The 16,881-nt window shown below is 70.5% G+C and carries 13 protein-coding genes; 12 read left to right on the top strand and 1 reads right to left on the bottom strand.

The window, feature by feature from the left end; translation table 11 throughout:
* Positions 1–18 precede the first annotated feature (18 nt).
* Positions 19–636, bottom strand: a complete 618-nt coding sequence (locus AB0F17_RS50940; RefSeq protein WP_358039449.1) for a helix-turn-helix domain-containing protein — start codon at positions 634–636, stop codon at positions 19–21.
* Positions 637–690: 54 nt separating this feature from the next.
* Between AB0F17_RS50940 and AB0F17_RS50935 the strand changes: the two genes are divergently transcribed.
* The 12 genes from AB0F17_RS50935 to AB0F17_RS50880 all read left to right on the top strand — a co-directional run bounded on the left by AB0F17_RS50935 (position 691) and on the right by AB0F17_RS50880 (position 16,877).
* Complete coding sequence (locus AB0F17_RS50935; protein WP_358039446.1) at positions 691–1,608, top strand: SDR family oxidoreductase; 918 nt, start codon at positions 691–693, stop codon at positions 1,606–1,608.
* An 80-nt stretch (positions 1,609–1,688) separates the two neighbouring features.
* A complete protein-coding gene (locus tag AB0F17_RS50930; protein ID WP_358039443.1) occupies positions 1,689–2,888 on the top strand; it encodes a hypothetical protein in 1,200 nt (399 codons plus the stop codon).
* Positions 2,889–3,049: 161 nt separating this feature from the next.
* Positions 3,050–4,087 carry an ABC transporter substrate-binding protein gene (locus AB0F17_RS50925; protein WP_358039441.1) on the top strand — a complete coding sequence of 346 codons (1,038 nt, stop codon included), beginning with the start codon at positions 3,050–3,052 and terminating at the stop codon, positions 4,085–4,087.
* Positions 4,084–5,715 carry a sugar ABC transporter ATP-binding protein gene (locus tag AB0F17_RS50920; RefSeq protein ID WP_358039438.1) on the top strand — a complete coding sequence of 544 codons (1,632 nt, stop codon included), beginning with the start codon at positions 4,084–4,086 and terminating at the stop codon, positions 5,713–5,715. Before AB0F17_RS50925 ends, AB0F17_RS50920 begins: the two co-directional genes overlap by 4 nt.
* Positions 5,708–6,811, top strand: a complete 1,104-nt coding sequence (locus AB0F17_RS50915; protein WP_358039435.1) for an ABC transporter permease — start codon at positions 5,708–5,710, stop codon at positions 6,809–6,811. Before AB0F17_RS50920 ends, AB0F17_RS50915 begins: the two co-directional genes overlap by 8 nt.
* Before the next feature lie 130 nt (positions 6,812–6,941).
* Entirely contained in the window at positions 6,942–7,973 is a 1,032-nt protein-coding gene (locus AB0F17_RS50910) for a LacI family DNA-binding transcriptional regulator (RefSeq protein WP_358039432.1), read from the top strand.
* The gene (locus AB0F17_RS50905) at positions 7,970–10,102 is read left to right on the top strand and encodes a beta-galactosidase (RefSeq protein WP_358039429.1); all 2,133 of its coding nucleotides are present in this window, start codon (positions 7,970–7,972) and stop codon (positions 10,100–10,102) included. The genes AB0F17_RS50910 and AB0F17_RS50905 overlap by 4 nt, the downstream gene beginning before the upstream one ends.
* Positions 10,095–11,417 carry a sugar ABC transporter substrate-binding protein gene (locus AB0F17_RS50900; protein ID WP_358039426.1) on the top strand — a complete coding sequence of 441 codons (1,323 nt, stop codon included), beginning with the start codon at positions 10,095–10,097 and terminating at the stop codon, positions 11,415–11,417. The genes AB0F17_RS50905 and AB0F17_RS50900 overlap by 8 nt, the downstream gene beginning before the upstream one ends.
* Entirely contained in the window at positions 11,414–12,310 is an 897-nt protein-coding gene (locus AB0F17_RS50895) for a sugar ABC transporter permease (protein WP_358039423.1), read from the top strand. Before AB0F17_RS50900 ends, AB0F17_RS50895 begins: the two co-directional genes overlap by 4 nt.
* A complete protein-coding gene (locus AB0F17_RS50890) occupies positions 12,307–13,146 on the top strand; it encodes a carbohydrate ABC transporter permease (protein WP_358039420.1) in 840 nt (279 codons plus the stop codon). The genes AB0F17_RS50895 and AB0F17_RS50890 overlap by 4 nt, the downstream gene beginning before the upstream one ends.
* Before the next feature lie 61 nt (positions 13,147–13,207).
* The gene (gene yicI, locus AB0F17_RS50885) at positions 13,208–15,481 is read left to right on the top strand and encodes an alpha-xylosidase (protein ID WP_358039417.1); all 2,274 of its coding nucleotides are present in this window, start codon (positions 13,208–13,210) and stop codon (positions 15,479–15,481) included.
* Between the two features lies 1 nt (position 15,482).
* Positions 15,483–16,877, top strand: coding sequence for a GH1 family beta-glucosidase (locus tag AB0F17_RS50880; RefSeq protein WP_358039414.1), 1,395 nt, complete (start codon positions 15,483–15,485; stop codon positions 16,875–16,877).
* Positions 16,878–16,881 lie beyond the last annotated feature (4 nt).

The following is a 16,881-nucleotide window of genomic DNA, read 5'->3' as shown; positions in this document are numbered from 1 at the left end:
TGATCGGTAACGTGATGGTTACCTTGTGTTCGCTCTCGAACTGCCCGCGGTCACGGTTTTCAGCTCGTCCATCGACTCCCGGATGACGTGCGCCCAGTCCGGCCGGCCGGTGTCGCTGATCCAGCGGTCGAACGCGATCCTGAAGACGGCGAGCCCGGCCTCGGCGGCCAGGCTCGCGGCCGGGTCGGTGACGCCACGCAGGCGCAACGCGTCGGCGAGCGCCGAGGCGAGCGAGGCGAGCTTGATCAGCTCACGCTCTCGAAGCTCCGCGTTCGCGGCGATGATGGCGTGGCGCTGCTGGGAGTGTTCGCGGCGCTCCTGAAACCGGGCGCCGGCGGCCTCCAGGGCTGCGGCTATCGCGTCGATCGGCGCCGCGGAACCAGGCGCGTCGGCGACGGCCTGCACGAGGAGCTCCTGCAGTGCGCCCTGGCCCCAGAACAGAACCTCGCGCTTGTCGGCGAAGTGGCGGAAGAACGTTCGCTCCGTGAGCCCCGCCCGCTTGGCGATCTCGGCCACCGTGGTCTGTTCGTACCCGCGTTCGCCGTAGAGCTCCAGTGCCGCCTGCTCAAGTCGGCCGCGCGCGTTCGGCTCCCATCGCCCCATGCCCAGATCATAGTTGATGACAGTGACTGACATGCTTGCTACAGTGATGACAGCAACTGACATCACGTCTCGTCCGGAGGTCTTCTCATGCGCGTTTTCGTCACCGGCGCGTCCGGCTGGATCGGCTCCGCCGTCGTCCCCGAGCTCATCGGCGCGGGCCACCAGGTCACCGGGCTGGCCCGCTCGGACGCCTCGGCCGCCGCCCTCACCGCGGCCGGGGCGCAGGTGCATCGCGGCACGCTTGATGATCTCGACAGCCTGCGGAGTGCGGCTGCCGCGTCGGACGGCGTGATCCACCTCGCGTTCAAGCACGACATCGCTTTCTCGGGAGACTTCCAGGGCGCCGTCGACGCGGATCGGCGCGCTGTCGAGGCTCTCGGCGAGGCACTGGCGGGTTCTGATCGGCCGTTCGTCCTCGCCTCGGGGTTGGTCGGACTCGCACCGGGGCGGGTGGCGACCGAACAGGACGGCCATGGTGCGGGGCAGCCGAGCGGCGGTGCGCGGACTCGGCTCACCACCGCGCAACTGACGCTCGCCCTCGCCTCACGCGGCGTCCGCTCGTCGGTGGTACGACTCCCTCCGACGGTGCACGGCGAAGGAGACAACGGCTTCATGGCGACCCTGGTCGGCATCGCCCGCGACAAGGGCGTCTCCGGCTACCTCGGCGACGGGTCCAACCGCTGGCCCGCCGCGCACCGGCTCGATGCCGCCCACGTGTTCCGCCTGGCGCTGGAGGAGGCCCCGGCGGGATCGGTGCTGCACGTCGTCGCCGACCAGGGCGTGCCGATCCGGACCGTCGCCGAAGTGATCGGCCGGCAGCTCGGCATCCCGGTGGCCGCCATCTCTCCCGAGAACGCGGGCGAGCACTTCGGCTGGCTGGCCGGCTTCCTCGGGGCCGACAGCCCGGCCTCGAGCACGCTGACCCGCGAGCTGCTGGGCTGGCAGCCGACCCACCCCGGGCTCATCGACGACCTCGACAAGGGCCACTACTTCCACCGAAGCTGATTTCCCGATTCAGGGCTAACTAGACAGTTCCAAAAAGGGGACAATAGGTACAAATCACCTAGGCGGTCGGGGGAACGCCAATGGTCGACATCGATGTTCCGATCTGGGCCGCGCGTCTGCGGGTCCTGCGCCGAGGACGGCTGTGGAGTCACCGGGAGCTCGGGAGACGGCTGGCCGACGCGGCGGACGAGACGTCGCGTGATCAGTTGCCCGCACCGGAGACGCTCAGCTCGATGATCCGTCTCTGGGAGAACGGCGAGCGGCGGCCCGACGAGTCGTACGCGGAGTTGCTCTGCCGGGCGTTCGGCGTGGCGGAGGCGGATCTCTTCGTCGGGGACGCGGCCGGCACCACTCTGTGGCACTACCTCACCGGCATTCCGCTGCAGGCGGGGATGTTCACCGCCGAGGAGGAGGAGCGCACCGGCCGGGCGATCGAGGCACCCCAGCGAGCCGATGAGGGAACCGTCCGTTACTTCCAGGCCACCCTCGACGCCTACACGCGGACCGATCTCCGGCCCGCCGACCTGATCCACGTGCTGCGGCCGGTCTTCGCCGGGATCGAGGAGTTCCACCGCGAGGCCGGTCCGCCTGTCCGGCGGGCCTTCCTGATGCTCGCCGCGGAGAACGCGGAGCTGATCAGTCGCATGCACCACGAGGCCGGCGACTCCGACGGGGCGCTGGCGTGGTCGGACGAGGCCATCCGCGACGCGCGTGAAGCGGCGGACGCGCTGCTGGAGGCGTATGCGCTCGCCCAGCGGGGCGGTCTTCGCGACATCAGTGATCCTGGCCGGCTCGTCGACCTCGCCGTCGCCGCCCGCGAACGCGCTCACCTTCCGCCCCGGGTGGACGCCCTGTCGCGGGATCACGAAGCGCAAGGTCACGCCCTCGCCGGGGACGTGGACATGTGCCGTCGCCGCCTGGAGGAGTCGGCGCAGTCGCTGGCGGAACCCGGCGACGAGACGCCCTACCGATTCGACAGTTCCGCCGAAGCGCACAACGCGCTGTGCGCCGGATGCCTCGTCGATCTCGGGCAGGCCGGCGGCGCGATCGAGATCCTGGAACACGAACCGCCGAAGGCGCAGCCGACTTATGTCATCGCGTACGCCATGGCCCGCATGGCCCATGCGTACGCCGACGCCCACGAAAGGGAGCGGTCGGCCGAGACGGCCCGTCAGGCTCTTGCCCTGGCCAGGCGGAGCGGCGCGTCGCGAGCGCTGCGCGAACTCGCCAGAGTCCAGCTTCCTCGCCAGGACACGAGGCACAGACGCATCCTTCTGTAGTCACCTCACAGCTCGGATGCGAGTAATGCGTTCTTTTCTCTTTACTAGCTCCAACCAGTGAATTCCCGGGCTTTGCTGGAAGGGAATGAGGAGTTCTCCGGGGGCGTCGAGAAACACGACCGAGCGTGGCTGCCGTCTGAGACACCTTTCAGGAGGCCGTCATGGCTCGTTCTCGTATCGTCTTCTCGCTCTCACTGGTCGCGGCCATCGCGCTGGTGGCGCTGGTGCTCGGGGTGGTGGGCGGCCGGGCGACGAGCTCGGCCGTACAGGCGGCGGGCGGCGGCGCGGGCGGTGCGGCCAGTGGCAAGAAGATCGACGTGATCATCAAGGCGAGCGACTCCTCGTTCTGGCAGACGATGATCGCCGGGGCCAAGCAGGCGGGTGGGGACTTCGGGCTCAACGTGAGCACCTTCGGCCCGACGTCCGAGACGAACATCGACCAGCAGGTGCAACTGGTGGAGAACTCCATCTCCCGGGGCGCTGACGGGCTGGTCATCGCGCCCAACTCCTCCAGCGCCCTGAACTCGGCGATCGACCGGGCGCGCAAGGCGGGCATCAAGGTCATCACCGTGGACAGCCGCGTGACCACCCCCTCGGAGGGGTTCATCGGCACCGACAACCTCAAGGCCGGAATGCAGGCGGGCAAGCGCATGTGCGAGCTGCTCAAGGCGCGGAACAAGACGAGCGGCAGCGTCATGATCGAGTCTTCCGTGGCCGGCATCCAGTCACTCGTCGACCGGGACGCCGGCTTCAAGCAGGGCATCGCGATCAACTGCCCGCAGGTCAAGGTGACGCTGCAGCGCTTCAACAACAACGACATCAACACCGCGGCCTCCCAGGTCAACGACGCGCTGACCGCCAACCCGGATCTGGCGGGGGTGTTCGCGGACAACAACACCTCAGGTGTCGGCGCGGCTCGGGCGATCCAGGACAACCACGCCGCCGAGACCGTCCCCGTCGTGGCGTTCGACTCCGACCCGCAGGAGAACGCCGCACTGTCCGCCGGCACCATCGACGCGCTGGTGGTGCAGAACCCCTACTTCTTCGGCTACCAGGGTGTCCTGGCCGCCGGGATGGCCACGGTCAAGCGGATCCCGCCGCGTGACATCGATCCTGGGGCGGTCGTGGCCGACAAGGCGAACATGACCGAGCCCGACGTGAAGCAGTTGCTCAACCCGCCGACGATGAAGGCCGAATGATGGCCGATCCCGTCGTCGAGCTGCACGGCGTCTCCAAGGCCTTCGGCCCCGTCCAGGCACTCAGCGACGTCTCGCTCCGGCTGGTCCCCGGCCAGGTGAACTGCCTCGCCGGGGAGAACGGCGCCGGGAAGTCGACCCTCATCCGGGTGCTGACGGGTGCGCTGCGCAGGGACAGCGGCAGCTACGAGATCGACGGCCGGCCGGTCACCACGCCGACCCCGGCATCCGTCCGCGCGGCCGGCGTCCAGGCCGTCTACCAGGAGCTCAGCCTGCTGCCCCACCTGTCGGTCGCGGAGAACCTGTTCATGGGCCGCCTTCCCGCCCGCACCGGGATCATCGCCAGGAGCCGGTTGCAGGCCCGCGCCAGGAAGGCCCTCGACGAGGTCGGCCTGACGGAGCTCAGCCCGCAGGCGATCGTGGAACGGCTCCCGGCGGCCACGCGCCAGCTCGTGGAGATCGCCAAGGTGCTGACCGCGGACTCCGTCAAGGTGATCGTCTTCGACGAGCCGACCACGGCACTCACCGAGGCGGAGTCGGAACGGCTGCTCCAGCACATCCTGCGGCTGCGCGAGCGCGGTATCGCGATGCTCTACGTGACCCACCGGCTTGAGGAGATGTTCGAGATCGGCGACTGGGTGACCGTCCTGCGGGACGGGGGCCTGTCCGAGGCCGGTCCGATCAGCGGGTACGACGAGGACCGGCTGATCACCGCCATGGTCGGCCGGGAGATCAGCTCGCTCTACCCGGAGACCCACCGGCACGCGGGAACGCCCGCGCTGCGGGTCCGGGGGCTGCGCCGGTTCGACGGCTCGCCGAGCATCGACCTCCACGTCGGGGCCGGGGAGATCCTCGGCATCGGAGGGCTGCTGGGGGCGGGACGGAGCGGGTTGCTGCTGTCCATCTTCGGCGCCGCTCCCATCGTGGCCGGTCAGGTGGAGGTCGGGGGGAAGGCGGTGAAACCGTCCGGACCGCGCACGATGATGAACGCCGGGGTTGGGCTCCTCACCGAGGACCGCAAGGTGCTGGGCCTGTTGCCGGAGCTGTCGATCCGGGAGAACGTCACCATCGCGAGCCTGCGCAGCGGCTCTCGCCACGGCCTCCTGCCTGGCCGCGAACAGGCCGAGGAGGCGGACCGGCTGCTCGACAGCCTGCGGCTGAGGGCCGGTTCCTACGACCAGCCGGTGTCGACGCTGTCCGGCGGCAACCAGCAGAAGGTGCTGCTCGCCCGCTGGCTGCTCACCAAACCGAAGGTGCTGATGTTCGACGAGCCCACGAAGGGCATCGACGTCGGGGCCAAGGGCGAGCTCTACACCGTCATCGGTGATCTGGCGGCGAGCGGGCTGGGGATCATCGTGGTCTCGTCGTACCTCCCGGAACTGCTGGGGCTCGCCGACCGCATCCTCGTGCTGCGCGACGGGGCGGTCGCGGGCGAGCTTCCCGGCTCCGCCACCGAGGAGGAGGTGCTCCGCCTGGCGAGCGGCAGCGGAGGCGCCGAGCCGCCGCCCGCCGCGGACGAGGGTCCGGACGGCACGGACGGCGCCCCGTCGCTCGCGGACGAGGTCCCGCCCCCGCGGAGCGCGACTCCACCGACGCCGGACGACCCAGGAGGGGTGAGCCGAGATGCCTAAGTTGATCTGGCGCGAGCCGATCGAGACCACGACGATCACCAACCGGCCACCCGGCGGAGCAGTCGAGGCGGACGACGCGGCGGCACTGGAGACGGTGCCGCAGCCCAGGCAGGCGGCCGAGACGAAGGCCGAGCCGAGGCGACGGGTCATCACGCTGGGCGACATCGCCGGACGGGAGAGCGGCGGGCTCGTCGTGCTGCTCGTGGCGATCGGCGCCCTCACGCTGGCCAGCGACGAGTTCCTCACCGGCAACAACCTGGCCAACCTCGCCCGCCAGGTCGCCATCTTCGGGATCATCGCGGTCGGCCAGCTCCTGGTCATCCTGACCGCCGGGATCGACCTGTCGGTCGGGTCGATTCTCGGCCTGTCCGGCGCCTCCACCGCGCAGTTCCTGGTCGCCGGCGTGCCGATCCTGCCGTCGATCCTGCTCGGTGTCGCGATCGGCACCGTGCTCGGGATCGTCAACGGCCTGCTGGTGACCCGGGCCCTGCTGCCGCCGTTCATCGCGACGCTGGGCATGCTCGGCATCGCCCGCGGACTGGTCCTGGTCACCACCGATGCCCAGACCATTCAGGGCGTACCGGACGCATTCCAGGTCATCGCCAACGGCACGGTCCTGGGGATCCCCAATCTCCTCATCATCGCCGCGGCGATCACCGCCGTGATGTGGTTCGTGCTGGCCCGGACGGTCTTCGGCCGCTACATCTACGCCGTCGGCTCGAACCCGGAGTCGGCCCGCCTCGCGGGCGTCCCCGTGCGAATGGTGACGATCTCGGTCTACATGATCTCGGGTCTGCTCGCCGGTCTCGGCGGGGTGCTGCTCGCCTCCCGCCTGGGAGCGGGCATCCCCACCGCGGGCACCGGTTTCGAGCTCAACGCGATCGCCGCCTGCGTCATCGGCGGCGCGAGCCTGTTCGGCGCGAAGGGCAGTGCGATCGGCGCCGCCACCGGAGCGCTGATCATGGGCGTACTCAACAACGGCGGCAACCTCCTGGCGATCAACGCCTTCTACCTCCAGATCGCCATCGGCGTGCTCATCCTCGTCGCGGTCGGGTTCGACCAGCTCAACACCAGGCGGTCGGCCGCGAGCGGATGACGCGACGCCGTATTTAGGACGGCAGATTTAACGATATTGACATCTCCACAAAACGGACTCTAGGTTATGCGAAACGTTTCGACAACCGTACAGGCCGGTCATCGGCGGCCGAGCTCAGGGCCGGAGTGGAATGCCTTCGATACATGACGTGGCCGAGCGGGCGCAGGTGGCGGTCAGCACCGTTTCCGCCGCGCTCAACGGCACCCGCCCGGTGGCCGCGGCGACCAAGCGGCGTATCGAGCAGGCCGCGGCCGAGCTCGGATACCGCCCGAACCTGCTGGCCCGGGGCCTGCAGAGCAAGCGGACGCGCATCCTGGCGCTGCTGTTCCCCGCCCCGCGCAGCGGGTTCGGGCTCACCGAGATGCAGTTCGCGACCGGCGCCGCCGAGGCGGCCAGCGAGCTGGGCTACCACCTGCTGCTCTCTCCCGAGAACGCGGATCCGATCGAGGAGCTGCGCCACCTCACCGGCTTGGGGCTGGTGGACGGCGTCCTGCTGATGGAGGTGGGCCTCGACGACGAGCGGCCGGCGTTCCTGTCGGCGGCCGGGGTCGCGTTCAGCATGATAGGGCGGACCCGCGAGCCCGGCTCGATCGACTACGCCGACATCGATTTCGCGGCGACGGCCAGGGACGCCGTGGCGCACGTGGCCGGGCTGGGGCATCGCAAGCTGGCCTTCTTCAACCTGTCGACCGACACGTACGCGGCCCAGTACGGGCCCGCGATCCGGGCCGAGATCGAGTTCGCCGAGGCCGCCCGCGCGGCCGGGATCGGTTACGTGGACGACTTCCGCCCGGGCTCGGCCGAGGAGGGGCGGCAGGCGTTCGAGGAGCTGGTCGCCGCGCATCCCGACGTGACGGCGCTGGCCGTGATGGACGATCACGCGGCGGTCGGCGTGATCGCCGCCGTGGCGGCGCGCGACTGGCGGATCCCGGAGGACCTGACGCTGCTGCTGGTGCTGTCGTCGGCGCGGGTCGCCGAGATGTTCCACCCCAGGCTCACCACGCTGGAGCCGCCCAGCGCCGAGCTGGGCCGGCTCGGCGCGCGCATGCTCATCGACCGGCTGCTGGGCGACGGCCCGCCACAGCAGCGGCTCGTACCCTGCCGCCTGGTGGTCGGTGACAGCTCCGCACCCCCACGCGAAGAGAGGACGGCTACGGCATGAGACCGCAGCTGGGGATGCACACGTTGACCGACGGGCGCGGGCTGCTGTTCGGCGGGGACTACAACCCCGAGCAGTGGCCGGAGGAGGTCTGGGCCGAGGACGTCGAGCTGATGAAGGCGGCCGGGGTCAACCTGGTCACCGTCGGTGTGTTCAGCTGGGCGCGGATCGAGCCGGAGCCGGGCGCGCGGGACTTCGGCTGGCTGGACCGGGTGCTCGACCTGCTCGGCTCGGCCGGGATCGCGGTCGACCTGGCCACGCCGACCGCCTCGCCGCCGCCGTGGCTGGGACACCGCTGGCCGGAGACGCTGCCGGTCGACGAGTCGGGGCACCGCCTCTGGTACGGCTCGCGCAACCAGTTCTGCCCGTCGTCGCCGGTCTACCGGGAGCGGGCGCTGGCGATCGTGACCGACTTAGCCGACCGGTACGCCGCCCACCCCGCCCTGGCGCTGTGGCACGTGGGCAACGAGTACGGCCAGATCTGCCACTGCGACGAGTCCGCGGCGGCGTTCCGCACCTGGCTCCAGGACCGCCACGGCGACCTGGACGCGCTCAACGAGGCGTGGGGCACCACGTTCTGGAGCCAGCGCTACAGCGACTGGGCCGAGATCATCCCCCCGCGCCGCGCCCCGTACATGATCAACCCCACGCAGCGGCTCGACTGGCAGCGCTTCTGCTCCGACGCGCTGCTCGCCCACTACCGGGCTGAACGCGACATCCTGCGCGGACGCACCCCCGGCACGCCGGTCACCACGAACTTCATGGGCCTGTTCAAGCCGGTGGACTACTGGTCGTGGGCCGGCGAAGAGGACATCGTCTCCAACGACTGGTACCCCGACCCGGCGGACCCGCTCTCCCCCGCGCGGACGGCGCTCACGCACGACCTGATGCGCGGGCTCGGCCAGGGACGGCCCTGGCTGCTGATGGAGCAGGCCACGAACGGCGTCAACTGGCGCCCGCACAACCTGCCCAAGCCGCCGGGGCAGTTCAGACTCGAATCGTTGCAGGCGGTGGCCCGCGGCGCGGACGGGCTGTGCTACTTCCAGTGGCGGGCCTCGCGCTTCGGCGCCGAGCGCTTCCACGCCGCGATGGTGCCGCACGCGGGCCCGGACACGCGCCTGCACGCCGAGGTCCGCGCGCACGGCCAGGAACTGCGCCAGCTCGCCCCCGTGGCGGGCGAACCGGTGCCGACGCAGGTGGCGATGGTGTTCGACTGGGCGAGTTGGTGGGCGCTGGAGGAGCGCGGCCGGCCCAGCGACCGCCTCAACGCACCGGACCAGCTCCTGAGCTACTACCTGCCGTTCTGGGAACGCGGCGTGAGCGTGGACCTGGTGCCGCCCTCGGCCGAGCTGAGCGGCTATCCGCTGGTCGTGGTGCCGAACCTCTATCTCGTCGGCGATCAGGACGCGGCCGCCTTGACCGCGTACGTACACGGCGGCGGTGTGCTGATGGTCGGGCCGTTCTCCGGGATCGTGGACCCGCGGGCGCACGTGCGTACCGGGCGGTTTCCCGCGCCGCTGCGTGAGGTGCTCGGCGCGTCCGGCGAGGAGTGGCTGCCCGCGCCCGAGGACCGGCCCGTGCGCTGCCGGTGGACCGGCGGCACCGAGCTCGCCGCGCACACACGGACTGGCGGCGCCGAGCTCGCCGCGCACGCATTGACCGGCGGCGCCGAGCTCGCCGCGCACGCATTGACCGGCGGCGCCGAGTTCGCCGCGCACACCTGGACCGAGCTGGTCGCCACAGAGGGTGCCGAGGCGGTGGCCGAGTTCGCCGAGGGCGACCTCGCCGGGCACCCCGCCGTGCTGCGGCACCGCGCCGGGCAGGGCGTCGCCTGGTACGTGGCGACCATGCCCGAGCCGGTCGCGCTCGGCGCGCTGGCCGGGCGGCTGCTGGCCGACGCGGGCGTGCGCGGGGTCCTGCCCGACCTGCCGCCGGGCGTCGAGGCGGTCCGCCGTGGCGACGTCCTGTTCCTGCTCAACCACGGCACCGCCACGGTACGGGTGCCGATCCCGCACGCGGCCGATGACCTGCTGACCGGATCCCCCGCGACGGGCCACGTCACGCTCACGCCACGTGCGGTCGCCGCGCTGCGCCCCCGAGTTCAACCCCACTTTGGAGATCCCCTTGCGTAGAAGAACGTTCCTCGCCTCGTCGGCCGCCACGCTGCTCCTGGCCGGTTGCGGCACCGACGACTCCGGCTCCGACGCCGTCGCCCCGGCTCCCTCCCCCGTCGCCGGGGACGAGAACGCCGCGGCCTCCCTCGTCTTCTGGAGCTGGGCGGAGAACATCCAGCGCGTCGTCGACCTCTGGAACAAGAAGAACCCCACCCAGCAGGTCACCCTCAGCGGCCAGGCCGCCAGCGACGAGCTGATCGCCAAGTTCCTGACCGCGGTCAAGGCGGGCAACGCACCCGACGTCCTTCAGGCGGAGTACCAGTCGCTGCCGACCCTGATCACCAACAACGCCCTTCAGGACCTGACCAACGTGATCACACCGGTCAAGTCCGCCTTCCCCGAAGGCACCTGGAACCTGACCTCCTTCGGCGGCGCCACCTACGCGGTGCCCGCGGACGTCGGCCCGATGATGCTCTTCTACCGCGCGGACCTCTTCGAGACGCTGGGCCTTACGGTGCCGAAGACCTGGGAGGAGTTCGGCGCGCTCGCCGAGACGGTCCGGCAGAAGGACGCCAAGCGCTACCTGACCACGTTCTCTCCCGGCGACGCCGGCTGGGTGGCCGGGTTCGCCCAGCAGGCCGGGGCCAACTGGTGGTCCAACGAGAAGGAGGCGTGGAAGGTCGCCATCGACGACCCCGCCACCCGCAAGGTGCTGGGCTTCTGGGGCGGGCTGGTCAACTCGGGCGCGGTGCTCGGCGACCCGATGTACACACCGCAGTGGAACAGCCAGATGAACGACGGCACCATCATCGCCTGGCCCAGCGCGGTCTGGGGCTCCGGCGTCCTGGCGGGCGTCGCCCCCTCCAGCAAGGGCAAGTGGAAGATGGCCCCGCTGCCGCAGTGGAGCGCGAGCGAGAACGTCACCGGCTTCTGGGGCGGCTCGTCCACCGCGGTGAGCGCGACCTCCAAGCAGAAGGCGCCGGCGGCGAAGTTCGCCAGGTGGCTGAGCACCGACCCCGAGGCACTGAAGGTGCTCGTCGAGATCGGTCTCTATCCGGCCGCCACGCTCGGCCAGACCTCCGGCGGGCTGGACGCCGCGCCCGCGTACATGACCGGCCAGCCCGACTACTACGAGTCGGCCTCGAAGATCTCGAAGACAGCGCGCGGCTTCGACAGCTGGGGGCCGAACACCAACGTCTCCTACGGCCAGTTCGAGGACAAGCTGCCGACCGCGGTCAAGAACAAGGCCGACCTGGCGGCCGTGGCCACGCAGGTGCAGCAGGCGAGCGTCGCCGACCTGAAGAAGCAGGGTTACCAGGTCGTCGGCGGATGACCGGAAAGCAGAAGCGGGCGCCGTACCTGATGGCGGCGCCGGCCGTCATCCTGTTCACGGTCTTCATCGTGGTGCCGATCGGGTACGCCATCTGGCTGAGCCTGCACGCCATGCGGGTGCGGGGCGCCGGGTTCGGCATCCGGACCGAGGTGTTCATCGGCCTGGAGAACTACCTGGAGGCGATCCAGGACTCGGCGCTGTACGAGGCGATGCAGCGCATGCTCGGCTACGGCGTGATCATGGTGCCCGCCACCATGGGCCTGGCCCTGCTGTTCGCGCTGCTGCTGGACGCGCCCAGGGTCGGGGGCAAGCGCGCCTCGCGGATCACGATCTTCCTGCCGTACGCGGTGCCGGGCGTCATCGCCAGCCTGCTGTGGGGGTTCATCTACCTGCCGGCGGTCAGCCCGATCAGCGCCGCCCTGGAGGGGGCCGGCCTGCCGGCGGCGGACTTCTTCGGCGACGTGTCGATCTTCTTCTCGGTGGCCAACATCGCCGTGTGGGGGTCGGTCGGGTTCAACATGGTGGTGCTCTACACCACGCTGCGGGCCATCCCCAAGGAGCTGTACGAGGCCGCCCGCATCGACGGCGCCGGTGAATGGCGGATCGCGCTGCGGATCAAGGTGCCGCTCCTGCGCCCGGCGCTCACCATGACCTCGGTCTTCACCCTGATCGGCATGCTGCAGGTCTTCAGCGAACCGGCCACACTGCGGCCGATGACCAACGCCATCAGCCAGGACTGGGTGCCCCTGATGCGGATCTACCAGCAGGCGTTCGTGGACAACGACATCTACCTGGGCGCGGCCAGTTCGGTGCTGCTGGCCGGCGCGACGGTGCTGCTGTCGCTGGGCGCGCTGGCCGTCTTCAGGACCCGTAGCGCGAGGAGCGATCGATGAGAGCGCCTACCAAGATCGTGCCCACGCTGATCCTGGCGCTCGGCGGCGTGTACGCCCTGCTGCCCCTGCTGTGGGTGATGATCGCGGCGACGAAGGGCCCGGAGGAGCTGTTCACCACGTTCTCCGGCTGGCCCAGCTTCAACGGCGGCTTCACCGGGAACATCGCCGCATTGAGCGAGTACGGCAACGGGCGGTTCTGGCTGTGGATGCTCAACAGCCTCATCTACGCCGGCGGCGGCGCGTTCCTGACCGTGGTCGTGTCGGCCGCGTGCGGGTACGCCCTGGCCAAGTTCCGCTTCGCCGGGCAGCGGCTGATCTTCGGGGCGCTGCTGGCCGGCGTGCTAGTGCCGCAGATCACCCTGGCCATCCCGCAGTACCTGCTGCTGTCGGACATGGGGCTGGTCGGCACCTACTGGTCGGTCATCCTGCCCAGCGTCATCAGCCCGTACAGCATCTACCTGTGCCGCATCTACGCCGCCGCGGCCGTGCCGGACGAGATCCTCGAGGCCGGCCGGATGGACGGGGCAGGCGAGTTCCGGCTGTTGTGGTCGGTCGGCGTGCCGATCATGACGCCGGGGCTGGTGACGGTGTTCCTGCTGCAGTTCATCGGCATCTGGAACAACTTCCTGCTGCCGTACATCATGCTGGCGAACGACAACCGCTTCCCGCTCACCGTGGGGCTCTACTCGCTGCTCAACCGGGGCGCCTCGCAGCCGGCCCTGTACAGCCTGGTGATCAGTGGCTCGCTGCTGTCGATCATCCCGATCATCGCGTTGTTCCTGTTCCTGCAGCGGTTCTGGCGGCTCGATCTCGTGGCCGGCAGCGTCAAGGGCTAACCCCCGGGAAACGGCCCTCCCCCGGGAAACGGCCCTCCAGCCCACTCACGAACGGATTGTCATGAAGTTCAAAGACGGCTATTGGCGGATGCGTCCCGGGATGCGGGGCGACTACGCCACCGCGGCCCACGACGTGACCGCGGACGCCGCCTCGCTGCGGGTGCTGGCACCGACGCGGCCGATCACCCGTCGCGGCAACACCATCGACGGGCCGGTCCTGCGGGTGGACCTGTCGTCCCCCATGCCGGACGTGATCAGGGTCCGTACGGTGCACCTCGCCGGGTCCGTACCGGCCGCGCCGGTTTTCCAGGTACGGGACGAGGCGCCCGCGGTGAAGATCGCCGTGGACGGCGAGGAGGCGAGCCTGACCAGCGGCGCCCTGACCGTCAAGGTGCGCAGGGACCTGCCGTGGGAGATGTCCTTCAGCGCGGACGGGCGGGAGCTGACCCGCAGCGCCGGCAAGAGCCTGGGCGTCATGCACGACGCCGACGAACGGCACTTCATGGTCGAGCAACTGCGGCTGAGCGCCGGGGAGCTGGTGTACGGGCTGGGCGAGCGGTTCGGCCCGCTGGTGCGCAACGGGCAGTCGGTCGACATCTGGAACGACGACGGCGGCACCAGCAGCGAGATGGCCTACAAGAACATCCCCTTCTACCTCACCAACCGCGGTTACGGGGTGTTCGTCAACCATCCCGGGCGGGTCTCGTTCGAGGTCGGCTCGGAGACGGTGTCGCGGGTGCAGTTCAGCACCGAGAGCCACGACCTGGAATACCTGATCATTCACGGGCCGACGCCCGCCGAGATCCTGCGCCGGTACACGGCGCTGACCGGCCGGCCGGCGCTGCCGCCCGCGTGGTCGTTCGGGCTGTGGCTGTCCACGTCGTTCACGACCGACTACGACGAGGCCACGGTGGCGTCGTTCGTGGACGGGATGGCCGAGCGGGGGCTGCCGCTGAGTGTGTTCCATTTCGACTGCTTCTGGATGCGGCAGTTCCGATGGTGTGACTTCGAGTGGGATCCCGAGGTGTTCCCGGATCCGGCGGGGATGATCGCCCGGCTCAAGGAGCGCGGGCTGCGGGTCTGCCTGTGGCTCAATCCGTACGTCGGGCAGGCGTCCGCGCTGTTCGACGAGGGGGCGGCGGCCGGTCACCTGCTGCGCCGCCCGGACGGCCGCGTCTGGCAGGACGACCACTGGCAGGCGGGGCGGGCGGTGGTGGACTTCACCTCCCCGGCCGCCCGCGAATGGTACGCGGACAAGCTGCGCGGGCTGCTCGACATGGGGGTGGACGCGTTCAAGACCGACTTCGGCGAGCGCGTCCCCACCGACGTGGTCTACGCCGACGGCTCGGACCCCGAGCGGATGCACAACTACTACAGCCTGCTCTACAACCAGACCGTGCACGACGTACTGGCCGAGCGGCGCGGCGCGGGCGAGGCCGTGCTGTTCGCGCGGGCGGCCACGGTCGGCGGGCAGCGGCTGCCGGTGCACTGGGGCGGCGACTGCGAGTCGACGTTCGAGGCGATGGCGGAGAGCCTGCGCGGCGGGCTGTCGCTGGGCCTGGCCGGGTTCGGGTTCTGGAGCCACGACATCGGCGGGTTCGAGGGGCGGCCGGATCCGGCGGTCTTCAAGCGGTGGGTCGCCTTCGGGCTGCTGTCGTCGCACAGCCGGTTGCACGGGAGCGGGTCGTACCGGGTGCCGTGGCTGTTCGACGAGGAGTCGGTCGACGTGCTGCGCTCCTTCACCGAACTGAAGCTGCGGCTGATGCCCTATCTGTACGGAGTCGCCGTCCAGGCCGTTCATGAGGGCCTGCCGATGATGCGGGCGATGCACCTGGAGTTCCCCGGTGACCGGGCCTGCGACCACCTGGACGCCCAGTACATGCTCGGGCCCGATCTGCTGGTGGCCCCGGTGCTGTCGGCGGATGGTGATATTTCCTACTACGTCCCCGAGGGCGTGTGGACCCGGCTGCTCGACGGCGCGACCGTCATCGGGCCCGGCTGGCGTACCGAGCGGCACGGGTTCGACAGCCTGCCGCTGCTGGTGCGGCCGGGAGCGGTGCTGGCGACGGGCGCCCGCGCGGACCGGCCCGACTACGACTACGCCGACGGCGTCACCCTGACCGCCTACCAGCTCGCCGACGGCGCGTCCTGTACCGTCACCGTGCCCGCCGTGGACGGCGGCGCCGGGGCCGTGTTCGAGGTGTCCCGCTCGGGCGACCGCGTCCACGCCCGCCGCGTCCAGGGCACGGCCGCCCCCTGGAACCTGCGGTACGCGGGCGTCCACGGCGCTGCGGCCTCCGACCACATAGAGATCACCCTCAGCTCGAAGGAGTGACATGCCCACCTTCCCCGAGAACTTCCTGTGGGGCACCGCCACCGCCGCCTACCAGGTTGAAGGCGCCTGGGACGAGGACGGCCGCGGCCCCTCCATCTGGGACACCTTCTCCCACACGCCCGGTCTGGTGACCAACGGCGACACCGGCGACCTGGCGTGCGACCACTACCACCGGCTGGAGGAGGACCTGGACCTCCTCGCCGGCCTGGGTGTCGGCGCCTACCGGTTCTCGATCTCCTGGCCGCGCGTGCAGCCGGGCGGTCGCGGGGCCGTCAACCGGCCCGGCCTCGACTTCTACGCGCGCCTGGTCGACGGCCTGCTGGCCAGGGACATCGCCCCGGTGGCCACCCTCTACCACTGGGACCTGCCGCAGGAGCTGGAGGACGCGGGCGGCTGGCCGCATCGCGACACCGCGCTGCGCTTCGCCGACTACGCCAAGCTCATGGGCGAGGCGCTCGGCGACCGCGTCCACACCTGGATCACCCTGAACGAGCCGTGGTGCTCGGCCTATCTCGGCTACGCCTCCGGCGTGCACGCGCCGGCCAGGACCGACCCCGCCGCCGCCCTGGCCGCCGTGCACCACCTGAACCTCGGCCACGGCCTGGCCGTCCAGGCCCTGCGCTCGGTCTCCGACCCGGCCGCGCGGATGTCGGTCACGCTCAACCTGCACCAGGTGCGTGGTGTGTCCGAGCGCGACGCCGACGCGGTACGGCGCGCGGACGGGCTGGCCAACCGGGCCTTCCTCGGCCCGATGCTGGAGGGCGCCTACCCGCGCGACCTCATCGCCGACACCGCCTCGGTGACCGACTGGTCGTTCGTCCACGACGGCGACGAGGCCGCCGCGTGCGCGCCGCTGGACATGCTCGGCGTCAACTACTACAACCCCGTCCTGGTACGCCAGTGGGACGGGGTCAGTTCACGGGAGACCGCCGACGGCCACGCCGACGGCGCCGCCTCCCCGTGGATCGCCTGCGAGGACATCGAGTTCGTCCGCCAGCCCGGCCCGTACACCGAGATGGGCTGGAACATCGACGAGACCGGCCTGACCGAGCTGCTCCTGCGCCTGCACCGCGACCACCCCGGCCTGCCCATGATGATCACCGAGAACGGCGCGGCGTTCGCCGACGTCGTGGACGGCGACGGCCGGATCAGGGACGAGCGGCGCATCGACTACCTGCACCGCCACCTGACGGCCGTCACCGAGGCCATCGCCGGTGGGGCCGACGTGCGTGGGTACTTCGTGTGGTCGCTGATGGACAACTTCGAGTGGGCGCACGGCTACGCCAAGCGGTTCGGCATCGTCCGCGTGGACCGCGACACGATGGAGCGCACCTGGAAGGACAGCGCGTACTGGTACCGCGACGTGGTCGCCTCAGGCGAGCTGCCGGTGAGCTGAGCCC

The sequence above is a fragment of the Nonomuraea sp. NPDC026600 genome (assembly GCF_040638335.1).
Lineage (GTDB): Bacteria > Actinomycetota > Actinomycetes > Streptosporangiales > Streptosporangiaceae > Nonomuraea.
This window is presented reverse-complemented; position numbering and strand designations above follow the sequence as displayed.

Coding starts and splice junctions, on each gene's coding strand:
- AB0F17_RS50930 (WP_358039443.1), top strand. CDS start 1,689: ATGGTCGACATCGATGTTCCGATCTGGGCCGCGCGTCTGCGGGTCCTG.
- AB0F17_RS50925 (WP_358039441.1), top strand. CDS start 3,050: ATGGCTCGTTCTCGTATCGTCTTCTCGCTCTCACTGGTCGCGGCCATC.
- AB0F17_RS50915 (WP_358039435.1), top strand. CDS start 5,708: ATGCCTAAGTTGATCTGGCGCGAGCCGATCGAGACCACGACGATCACC.
- AB0F17_RS50910 (WP_358039432.1), top strand. CDS start 6,942: ATGCCTTCGATACATGACGTGGCCGAGCGGGCGCAGGTGGCGGTCAGC.
- AB0F17_RS50920 (WP_358039438.1), top strand. CDS start 4,084: ATGATGGCCGATCCCGTCGTCGAGCTGCACGGCGTCTCCAAGGCCTTC.
- AB0F17_RS50880 (WP_358039414.1), top strand. CDS start 15,483: ATGCCCACCTTCCCCGAGAACTTCCTGTGGGGCACCGCCACCGCCGCC.
- AB0F17_RS50905 (WP_358039429.1), top strand. CDS start 7,970: ATGAGACCGCAGCTGGGGATGCACACGTTGACCGACGGGCGCGGGCTG.
- AB0F17_RS50940 (WP_358039449.1), bottom strand. CDS start 636: ATGTCAGTCACTGTCATCAACTATGATCTGGGCATGGGGCGATGGGAG.
- AB0F17_RS50935 (WP_358039446.1), top strand. CDS start 691: ATGCGCGTTTTCGTCACCGGCGCGTCCGGCTGGATCGGCTCCGCCGTC.
- AB0F17_RS50890 (WP_358039420.1), top strand. CDS start 12,307: ATGAGAGCGCCTACCAAGATCGTGCCCACGCTGATCCTGGCGCTCGGC.
- yicI (WP_358039417.1), top strand. CDS start 13,208: ATGAAGTTCAAAGACGGCTATTGGCGGATGCGTCCCGGGATGCGGGGC.
- AB0F17_RS50895 (WP_358039423.1), top strand. CDS start 11,414: ATGACCGGAAAGCAGAAGCGGGCGCCGTACCTGATGGCGGCGCCGGCC.